The following is an 11,495-nucleotide window of genomic DNA, read 5'->3' as shown; positions in this document are numbered from 1 at the left end:
TTACACCCTCTTCTTTGTTAATTTAAGTAATACTTTACTCAAGCTTTCTTCCGTAAGATCCTCTGCATCAGCAAAATCTGATACCGTAAAAGCAGACTCTGTTGTTGGTTTATTTATAAGTTGGCGAAGATGCCTTAACATACCATCTGCTATTACTTGAATTTTTAATTTAGAAAACTGTTCCCTACTATACATCCAAACAAAATGTAACTTTTCATCTTTCACCATTCCGATAACATCAATTAGATGAGATGGTTTGGAATCTGGAGCATGATCTAAAAATGTAAACCCTGTCTCTTGCATAAACAAAGACTCCATTGAAAACACCTGATCAAATTGGCCCAAATAATTAAAGCTTATTGAAGGCTTTTGCTGATAAACCGGAATTAACCCTTTATTCAAGTAACGTAAAATACCATAGTCAACTCCGCGATTCGGAATTCGACGCAATTGTTCTTTGACAGCCTTTAACCCTTCTATAGGTTTTTGAGTTCCTTGAAAATTGAGATGAACGGGATAAATACTCGTAAACCAGCCCACTGTCCGTGATAAATCAATACCTTCAATCATCTCTTCTCTTCCGTGTCCTTCTAGATGAATAGAAACCGTTTGCTGATTTGTAAAATCGACGATAGCTTGTCCTAATGCCGTTAATAGTACCTCATCAATCCTTGTCTTATGAGTCACTGGAACTTCGTGTAACAATGCATGTGTTTCTTCTATTCCTAAAGTCCTCGTCACTTGATCAATCGATTCTTCTGTTGTTTCTTGTATTGGATAGTCCATTGGAATTGTCATCGTTTCTTTTTCTACTTGTTCATTCCAATAATCCTGTACTTCTTTTGAAATACCCGAATCACTGTATGTCTGGAGTCGTTCAGACCATTCTTTAAAAGATGTACTTTTCGCAGGTAAGCGAATTCCTTGACCTTGTTTCATCTGGTTATATACCACCTGTAAATCTTCCAATAGAATTCTCCACGATACTCCATCTACTACTAAATGATGAATCACCCAGAATATTCGATCATTTCCAGTCAAGTTATCCTCAAAGTAAACTACTCTCATTAACGGACCAGTAACTAAATTGAAACTATCTTGATTAATGTTCATCTCTTCTTGTATTATCTTATTCCACTCTTTTTCATTAACTTTGTTCCGTTTTACAACATGGAGTACTGACAGCTCATCAGTCCCTTCATTTCTCTGCCTCCATGTTCCGTTTGGTAACTGCTCGTACCGAAAACGTAAAGCATCATGATGTTTGATTAAATTTAATATTGCTCCCTCTAGTAACTTCACATCCAATCTCTCTTTTACTCTTAAAAGCATTGATTGATTCCAATGCTCTGGATGTGGATGTTCTTGCTCGAAGAACCAGTACTGAATTGGAGTAAGAGGCACATCTCCTGTCACAATCCCCTGCTCCGCTTGTACTCCCTGCGCTTCTATAGCCACTTGTGCCAGCTCGGCAATAGTTGGGCATTCAAACATTTGCTTTGGAGTAAGTTTTAACCCTACTTGACTTGCTTGAGATATGATTTGAATACTGAGAATCGAGTCGCCACCAATTTCAAAGAAATTATCATAGATTCCCACCTTTTTAATACCTAATACTTGCTTCCAAATTGTAGCCAGTATCTTTTCATTACTATTCCGAGGGCCAACACATTCACTATTAATCTGCTTTTCCTCTGGCATAGGTAAGGCCTCACGATCAACTTTGCCGTTAGCTGTAAGTGGAATGGCTTCCATCTTCAAGTATCCTGAAGGTACCATATAGCTCGGTAGTTTCGCTTTAAGATACTCTCTCCACGCACCTACATTTCCATCTCCTACAACATAAGCTACTAATCGTTTATCACCCGGTTGATCTTCTCTTACAATTACAACTGCCTCTTTTATAGATGCATATGCATTTAAAGTAGACTCAATCTCCCCAATCTCAATTCGGAAACCACGTATTTTAACCTGATGATCAATTCTTCCACGATAATCCAGATTACCATCTGGCAAATACCTCGCTAAGTCTCCTGTCCGGTATAATCTTGCTTTCGGATCACTACTAAATGGATGAGATATAAAGCGCTCTGCTGTTAATTCAGGTCTATTTAAATACCCACGCGCAAGCCCTGCCCCGCCAATATAAAGCTCACCATCTACACCTATAGGAACAGGTTGTTGATAAGCATCTAATATATACACTTCTAAATCTGGAATCCGTTTTCCGATATTACTTCTCGAAGCATGATGCACATCATCTAGAGTAATTGGATAATACGTAACATGAACTGTAGTTTCTGTAATTCCATACATGTTAATTAGCTGTGGTTCTTTATCCCCATATCTTTGAAACCACGGTAACAAGCTAATGGGTTCTAACGCTTCTCCGCCAAATATCACATAACGCAGCTGCAAGTTTTTATTCTTATCTTCATGTTCACACACTCGTATTAATTGTCGAAATGCGGAAGGTGTCTGATTTAGAACTGTGACTTCTTCCTCCACCAATAATTGATAAAAATCTTTTGGCGATCGACTAATCCAGTACGGAACAACAACTAATTTTCCACCATATAATAATGCTCCCCAAATTTCCCATACTGAGAAATCAAATGCATAAGAATGAAAAAGCGTCCAAGTATCTTTTTCATTAAACTGATACCAACAATCCGTCGATTTAAATAACCGAATGACATTGTGATGCTCTATCATAACGCCCTTTGGATTCCCTGTTGATCCCGAAGTATAGATTACGTAAGCTAGATTTTGGGAATTCACATCAGAAACCGGCAAGGTCTTACTTTCTTTCCCAATCTCTTCTTGATCACGAACCAGGCAAATCGATTCAACATTTTCTGGTAACCATTTCAATTCTTTTAAACTTTCTTGCGTTACGAATAACTGAATGCTAGCATCCTCTAAAATATATTGAAGTCGCTGCTCTGGATATGTTGGATCAAGTGGAACATAAGCCCCACCAGCCTTCAAAATCCCTAAAATACCTACAATCATTTCGAGAGAACGTTCAACACACAGTCCAACTAAAGTATCAGGTCCTATCCCCTTTTTCTGCAGATAATGAGCTAACTGATTTGCACGTTCATTAAGCTCCTTATAAGTAACTTTTTCTTTTTCATACGTAACTGCAATAGCGTTTGGATAAATCATTGCTTGTCGTTCGAACAATTCATGCAGAGTTTCCCGAGGTGGGAAATCCAACTTAGGATTGTTGAACTCAACTAAACTTTTTCTTTTATCTTCATCAGAAATAATTTCGATTTCAGCTACCTTCTGCTTTGGGTTTTCAAAAGTGTTTTCCATTATCGATAACATAACGTTAAAAAAGCGTTTTATCTCTTCCTTAGAAAATAGCTCCTCACGATAATCAATATGTACATGTAAAGAGTCTATATCAATTAGATTTTCAATATGCACTGCAAAATCTTGTACCTCTTCACGGTTTGCAATCCATAGTGAGTCACCACTTTCATCACGATCCCTATAATCAATCGTAGTTCCGAAAAGTCTCACATTGCTGTTATTCTCTTTATTAATCTGCTTTAATAATAAATCAAATGGATATTTCTGATGTCTTAATGATTTACTTTGTTTTCTGGACACCCTACCAATAAATGAAAGCACTTCTTCTTCTGGATTAATACCCATTCTTAAAGGAACTGTACTCACCATCATTCCAATCAATTTTCGTTCCATTTTAGTCATACGGTTGCCGTAAGCCATTCCTAATGCAATATCAAGCGATGAAGTCCACCGATACATGGACAACGAGAAAGCAGCGACAAAAAGAGTATATAAACTAAATTTGTAATTTTGGGAAAATAACTCTATTTTTCTCTTCAAATGCTCCGATAATATAAACGTCTCGCGTGATGCTTTGGTACTAACTTGGTACGTATTATAGGGTTTCAATCCGGTTGCAGATGGAAGTGTTTTAAATTCCTCTAACCAGAATTTTTGATCTTTTTGAAAGCGACTACTATTCAAGTATGTTTGTTCATTGGCCAGAAATTGAACATATGAATTTTTAATTTCGCCTTCCTCAGTCTCGTTATGCATTTCATAATAATATTTTGCAATCTGCTCAGTAAATATTTGAATTGATAAACCATCCATGATAATATGATGAACATTTCCAAAGACTGCACATTCATTATCGTTTAATTTTATTAAAGCGAAATAGTATAAATTTGAATTAAATAATGTAAACCTTTCTTTTGTTTTCTGCTCAATCCATTCCTCAAGCAAATCTGAATTCTCCACATTACTGAAATCGAAAAACTCAAATTCTTGTTCTTCATGTTTAATAAAATATTGTTTAGGTTCCTGATGCCCATTTTCTTTTAATCTAATGCACAGACCGTCATTTTCACTGATAACACGATTCACAACTTGGTTTAATTTTGAATAATTCATTTTTCGATGAAGTTTAAATAAAAATCTTAAATTACATATCCCTTTATCAGAATGAATAACTTCTGTATACCATATTCTTCGCTGCGGGTGACTTAATGGAAAACATTCCTCATTGGTCATAAAAAATCTTCCCTTCAAAAATTATTTACTCTTATAGGTTCGTGTTTATGTTTAGCCCATAAATATTTCTGCAGTGAAACTCCAATTACTCCAATGACAACAAGCCCAATCCCGCCATAAACATAGAGTTGAGTTACTCCAAACAAATGCACTAATGGACCACTCATAGCAGGAGAAATAATTAGAACTGCGTTTGTTAAACTGCTTTGAATACCAAATACTCTTCCTACTTGATCTTGATCAGATTCTATTTGTAAAATGACTTGATTAGATACAAGCATCAGCCCACTTCCAATACCAGCGATAAAACTAATCAGATAGGCCAAAACGAAGACCGTACCGGGCGTTATCAAACCAATCCCCCCAAAACCAATTCCCATTAAAACCATGCCTCCACATACTACCCAACCATATTGAAATTGTTTTAATTTCTGAGTTAGTAATGCACCAAGTATTCCGCCAAGACCAATAATAGAAATGATATATCCCATTTTACTTTTATCATGTGGGAATAAGCTCTTAAATAAAGTCGGGAATTGTGAGTCTACTAATTGTAATACTGCCATGGCTATTGTAACGAAAATCATAGTTGATAATATTATCCGATTAGATAACACATAGCCCCACCCTTGTACCCAAGCGGCCCAAGTGCTTTGCTTTTGCTTTTCAACAAGTTCTTTCGATATAGTTTCTTTGAATTTTATTGTGGGTATCAGAACTAACGTAGCTAATAAACAACTTATAGCTCTTATAATGAGGCAGAACTCTGGCTGAAACCAACTCAGCAACATGCCCCCTATAAGTGGGCCTACTATCTTGGTACCCTGCTCTACTATTCCGTTGATACTTACTGCTTTAGTAAGCAAATCTGGGGATACAATCTGTCTTGTTAGTGTTTGTTGTGCAGGATAATAGAAAACAATAAAAATGGAACGAATCATTAATGCTACTAAGAGCCAGTGGATATTTTGTACAAATAAAAGAGCAATTGTTATTAAACCAACCATCAAATTACAGAACATCATAATTGGAATTTTTCTAAAACGATCTGCAATAACACCTGCCCATGAGCCAAAAATAATTCCAGGAAGTGCATATGCAACAGGGATCAATCCAATCATAGTAGGATCTACTTCCCATTCAAACCCAACTATAGTCATAATCGCTAACATATCAATAAAAACACCAAGCATAAGCAATGAATAGGCAGAGAAAACTTGTAAATAAACCCTATTTCCTAATAGGCCTTTTGAATCGGTAGTTTTCATAAAATGTGCTCCTTAAATTTACTAAAACGGATGTTTTGGTGTACACAATACCTCTTTTTTGCACATAATTTATAACTCTACATATATCCATCCGAAATTTAATAGTATTCAAACTTCAATAACTATAAAATTCAATATCTTTGGTATAATTTATGCATTCAAATATATTTATTTTTAGTTTTTATACGTTCACTTCTGACCCTAAATAATCTTTTTTACCTATAAACGTGGACAAATTAAATGATTTCTAGTTATATCGTCATTACAACCACAGTAAAAAACGATAATATTTCATTAATTTATCTGAACAACTTTCTTTGATTTTCATATTCTACAAGCTAAAACTCTACTCAATGAAAATAATCCATTAATAGCTATCTAACCCTAAAATTTACAATAGTTAAACCATCCAAATTACACCCTCTTTTCAGAATTGTCTTTTTTTTCTATTTAAAATACTATCACACAAATTTTCTAGCTACTATCTTCATAAAGTTGAAATAATCAAATTGGAAAATTCAGATAAAAACAGGGGGAATTTGCAATCATCTTAGTTAATATTATTTTCACAAATGCTATTGAGTCATAACACACGATATACTCCTCTTTTTCCACATGTATGTTAATCATAGAAATTACTTCTTTTCCTTAAAACACTCTCGTTACTGTTTTATTTTTCATAAATAGGTCATACCTTTTTCCCCTTTCATTCCTCTTTATATTTTTATCATACGCAATGAGAATTTCTTTTTTCTTACCCATTACTTACAAATTACTTACTTTCAAAATCGCTTTTATAATAGGATTGAAGGAGCATCTGTGCAGGAAAGTTCAGTAAATATATTAATCAAAAAGAAACACAGAGGGTATTTACTTCCAAAAATATCTTAGCGTACGCTAAGATATTTTTCACATAGAAAAAGCTGATTTCCTGTAAACTAAGGGGGAATCAGTTTTTACTCTTAATTTGTTTGTAGTGATCGCAAGAGGTTTATAGAAAAGGGTGGTTGAAAGGTTGAAATCGTTGTAAAGCATCTTTATACATTCTCCACTGACTAACGTGACCTAATTGATACTACGAGATACAAAAACATCCTGCATGTTTGAACCATGCAGGATGTTTTTGTATCTCTGGTTTTATTGTATTATTACTGGCAAAGTAGTTTAGAGTTTCTTGTCCTAGGTTCAAAAAGTAGATACTTCTATTCCTATCATTGTTTTAGGAATAGAAGTATCTACTTTTTTATAAAGGAGTTGCTTCAGTTATATATAACTACGTGTATCATTAGCATGATTTTCAATATCTGTATTACTATTCTAATATGTATAAGAAAAGAGGATATATGCTGTATATTGAACATAATACCCTCTTCTTAGTTTAGTCCATTTAAACGGAATTCTGAGACTCTATTATTATTTTAGAAAGGACAGCATAATTTTCTCTGTTTCTTCTTTACTTAAATCACCTGCAATAATAAAGACTTGATAAGCGCTATTCTTTCCTTTTGCAGGAACAATCATTTGCATTTCTTTATAGGTTTCCTCTGAATTAATACTTTCAACTAAGGTTATTTTTGTACCTTCTAATTCATAATTTGTTACCTTTTCATTATACTCCGCTCTTTTATTCGAGAATTTTTTTGCATCATCAGTAACTGCAGATTGGTGCACAATATATACATTATCTTTACTTTCATTTTGATATTCATAAATAAAATCGGGATTCATTTTTCCAGTAGTCATCGGTGTTGTAACACCTTCTCCAGTTAATTTAAACCCTTTAACCACATAACTTGGGGTCTTAATTGGAAAATCAACATATTTCTGTGCTTCCTTTTTAGTTAATCTAAAATGCGAATAAATTTTCTGTCTAAATGGTCCAATTTCTTCACTATTTTTCTCATATTTTTTTTTGTCTTCTGGATCTAACTTTTCAGGATTTCCTGCTAATTTTACTTTTTTATACAAAATATTCCATTCCGTTTCCAAATTAATAAACCGCTCAAATTCTTCCTTCGTAAACAGATTTCGCGCTACTCCAAGTTCTGTAAGTAAAGTATTATACTCTCCTTCTGAAACAATAAATTCTGCTTCTGCTTGTTCTTTTGTACCAATCATTTTTTCTACAATTCGCTGTATAGGATCATCCGTTCGTGTTTTTAATTCTTTCATATTATTTTTCACTTCTATTTGTTGTTTCCCAGGGTTAGTCGGCTGATCAGCACGGGCGTTTAATAAGGATACAGATGATACTGCAATCACTGCCACAGCCCCTATCGCAGACCAACGATATGATTTTTTTTGGAATTTTTTAATCATTAGAATTCTCCTTTTTAGCGCTCTCTTGTTTTTACTAAAATTTGCTATACTTGGTACTTGATAATAACTTGAGTAGTGTTCCAATAGACTAATAATAGTATGTCCATACGCAATTTGTTCCTCTGAATCTATACATGTAAGAGCTAATGCATCGCATGCTAGTTCTTGATCTTCCCGCATACATGAGTAGGCATACCATAGAATGGGATTAAACCAATTTAAAATGAGTAACCCATGCATAAGCCAATTCACACCAACATCTCTTCGCTTGATATGAGCTAATTCATGATAAAAAATATATCGTAATTGTTGTTCATCTAAAATCTTCATATGTACACTGGATAACAACAACTTGGGGCGAATAAATCCAAACACCGTTGGACTGGAAACCTTTCCAGATACAAATAGAGGAATATTCCGTTGAATAGACATAGATTGCTTACACTTTTCAAAAATCTGGACAATCTTCTCATCTGTAATAACAGGTTGTTTTTTTATGTAAAGTAATAAACGCCTGTTCATTACAAAAGTAGCAACACTTAGCAGGATAACGCCAGAAAGCCAAATGCATATAAAGACTGTATAAAATGAAATCGTTTCATCATCTTGCTTTTCATTATTGTGTGTTTGTGTCTTGTTTGCCTGATCAGTTTGTGTTGAACTTGAGGTATAAGTATCTTCTTGTGTGAGTACCTTTTTATTGTCTATACCTTTCAATTCTTGCATACGTTCTTTTGAAAGAAAACTAGCTACATGGTTTTGGCTAGAAATGAATGCATCATCACTCTTGTAAGTAAGAACAGAATAGATACTATAGGAACTATCTGGCGACCAAGGTAATACAAGTCTTACTATTAATATGATCCATAGCATGTATTGCCAACGTGGAGTTAACTTATTTCTAAACAAGACCTTGATACATAAGATTAGGCCCACTAATATACTAGCCATAATAGATGTCTCTATCAACCAATCGAAAAAATGAGGCAGATAGACATTAATAAACATTTCTATCATTATGATCTATCCTTCCTCTGATTTTCCTCAGTCTTCTCATCCAGGATACGTTTAAGTTCGTTAATGTCTTCTGAAGACAGCTTTTCTTCTTTCAGGAAATTTACTAGCAAGGGCTTAAATGCTGCACCATAGAAACGTTTAAGTAAAGATTTCGTTTCTACTTGTAAATAACTATCTTGCGATACCAAAGGATAATAAGAGTACAAACGCCCTTTATCTTGATGATAAGCAACTGCTTCTTTATGGACTAATCGATTAATCAGCGTTCGAATCGTTTTGGGTTTCCAATCCATTTTCACCTCTAACGCTTCAATTACCTCATTTGCCGTTTGTGGAGAGTTCGACCACAGTACTTTCATAACTTCTAATTCAGCTTCAGAAATTTTAGGTAATTCTTTCATAAGTTAAAATTTCACCTCCATTGATTACAAGTGTAATCTTAACTGAATATTACACTTGTAATCTATTGTTGTCAATCTTATTTTATATTTGTAGAATACTTTCCTATCCCCATTAACATAAAAACGAAAAAATTAACAGAAGTTTAGACTATCATATCCCGTTATTAAGACATGATAGTACCTCTAAAATTTATGATTATGGCAATTTATCATAAATTGTTCATGAGATTTTAGTTTAAACTTTCGCTTTTATATTCTCCTATTTATATAATTAATACATCTTTAGGTATTTAGCCAGTTAATTATGTAGGGCTCTTAAAATGTGGTCCTATCTCAAGAAATGCTTTTACGAACAAAAAAGAATCCTTTTAAATTAGGGATTCTTTTTTGTATATTTTAAATTTTCCTTTTTGTAGCATCCATATTTGTACAGTAACGAAGAATTTCTTCCATCATTGCTGTAACCCTGTAACTACACGATCTACGCTATTTAATCTAAATCTTCCCCATTCGTGGAAATAACTTTTTTATACCAATAATAGCTCTTCTTTTTACTTCTTTTTAGCGTTCCATTTCCTTTATTGTCTTGGTCAACATAAATAAATCCATATCGCTTGTCCATCTCACCAGATCCTGCGCTTACTAAATCTATAGGTGCCCATGTTGTGTATCCTAGAATTTCAACCCCATCAATCTGAATGGCATCTTTCATCGCTTGGATGTGTTCTCTTAAATAATCAATTCTATAATCATCTTCCACATAACCATTTTTGTCCACTTCATCCTTTGCCCCTAACCCATTTTCTACAATAAATAATGGCTTCTCATAGCGATCGTAGACATGATTTAGAGTAATTCTTAGCCCCAACGGATCGATAGGCCACCCCCATTGGCTATACTTCAAATAAGGATTTTTGGTTGATGCGAATAAATTTCCTTCTGCATTATCTCTTCCATCGCTATCTGTTCTAACACAGCGACTGTTATAATAGGAAAGGGAAATAAAATCTACTGTATATTTTGCGAGGAGCTCTTCATCCCCATTTTCCATTATTGGCATCGTCCCATTACGTTCCATTTCTTTCAGAGCATAGTTTGGATATTTTCCTCTTGCTTGTACATCAACAAAGAAATAACTTTCCCGATCTAATTTTGTAGCTTCCCAAACATCTTTGGGATTACAACTATAAGGATACACACTCCCTGCTGCAAACATACAGCCGACTACATAATTTTCATCAATTTCACGAGCCAGTTTAGTTGCCTTTGCACTTGCAATAAGTTCATGGTGTGCAGCTTGATATTTTATCTTTTCTTTATTCTCACTTTCTTCAAAATAAATTCCTGCCCCCATGAATGGAGCATGTAAAATCATATTAATCTCGTTAAACGTTAACCAGTATTTAACTAAACCCTTATATCTTTTAAAAATGACCTGGCATAGTTGTATATAGAAATCAATCATTTTACGGTTTCTCCAACCACCGTATTTTTTTATTAAGTGCATCGGACAATCAAAGTGAGTAATGGTAACGAGCGGCTCTATATTATATTTACGGCATTCTTCAAATAAATCTTGATAAAATTGAAGTCCCGCTTCATTTGGTTTTTCTTCGTCGCCTAATGGGAAGATTCTAGTCCAAGCAATACTCATTCGATAAACCTTAAAGCCCATTTCAGCAAATAATTGAATATCTTCCTTGAAATGATGGTACATATCAATGCCTTTTTTAGCTGGGTAATAGTAATTTTCATCAAAATCAAACATTTTCAGCTGTCCTGTAATTACTAAAGATCGAGCTTCTCCTGTTGGGCATACATCCACATTCGAAAGTCCTCTCCCACCCTCGTTATAGCCCCCTTCACATTGATTTGCTGCGGTAGCCCCACCCCATAAAAAATCATCACTAAATTTCATCACACATTCCTCCAA

At 34.3% G+C, this 11,495-nt stretch carries 5 protein-coding genes; all 5 read right to left on the bottom strand.

The annotated features are described in order from the left end of the window. A complete protein-coding gene (locus AC3WVA_RS20615) occupies nucleotides 1-4,557 on the bottom strand; it encodes an amino acid adenylation domain-containing protein (RefSeq protein ID WP_492322135.1) in 4,557 nt (1,518 codons plus the stop codon). Between the two features lie 14 nt (nucleotides 4,558-4,571). Further along, on the bottom strand, nucleotides 4,572-5,825 hold the full coding sequence (locus tag AC3WVA_RS20610; RefSeq protein WP_098521740.1) for an MFS transporter: 1,254 nt from the start codon (nucleotides 5,823-5,825) through the stop codon (nucleotides 4,572-4,574). 1,413 nt (nucleotides 5,826-7,238) lie between these two features. Continuing rightward, entirely contained in the window at nucleotides 7,239-9,161 is a 1,923-nt protein-coding gene (locus tag AC3WVA_RS20605) for a M56 family metallopeptidase (RefSeq protein WP_492322134.1), read from the bottom strand. Then, the gene (locus tag AC3WVA_RS20600) at nucleotides 9,161-9,562 is read right to left on the bottom strand and encodes a BlaI/MecI/CopY family transcriptional regulator (protein ID WP_097841328.1); all 402 of its coding nucleotides are present in this window, start codon (nucleotides 9,560-9,562) and stop codon (nucleotides 9,161-9,163) included. The genes AC3WVA_RS20605 and AC3WVA_RS20600 overlap by 1 nt, the downstream gene beginning before the upstream one ends. A 490-nt stretch (nucleotides 9,563-10,052) precedes the next feature. After that, nucleotides 10,053-11,480: a 6-phospho-beta-glucosidase gene (locus tag AC3WVA_RS20595; RefSeq protein WP_492322133.1), complete on the bottom strand. Its 1,428-nt coding sequence runs from the start codon at nucleotides 11,478-11,480 to the stop codon at nucleotides 10,053-10,055. Nucleotides 11,481-11,495: the final 15 nt, after the last annotated feature.

The organism is Bacillus sp. EB106-04-02-XG92, from assembly GCF_058791995.1.
The sequence above is the reverse complement of the archived record's forward strand: the minus strand, read 5'-3'. Positions and strand labels throughout refer to the sequence as shown.

Coding starts and splice junctions, on each gene's coding strand:
- AC3WVA_RS20615 (WP_492322135.1), bottom strand. CDS start 4,557: ATGACCAATGAGGAATGTTTTCCATTAAGTCACCCGCAGCGAAGAATA.
- AC3WVA_RS20610 (WP_098521740.1), bottom strand. CDS start 5,825: ATGAAAACTACCGATTCAAAAGGCCTATTAGGAAATAGGGTTTATTTA.
- AC3WVA_RS20605 (WP_492322134.1), bottom strand. CDS start 9,161: ATGATAGAAATGTTTATTAATGTCTATCTGCCTCATTTTTTCGATTGG.
- AC3WVA_RS20600 (WP_097841328.1), bottom strand. CDS start 9,562: ATGAAAGAATTACCTAAAATTTCTGAAGCTGAATTAGAAGTTATGAAA.
- AC3WVA_RS20595 (WP_492322133.1), bottom strand. CDS start 11,480: ATGAAATTTAGTGATGATTTTTTATGGGGTGGGGCTACCGCAGCAAAT.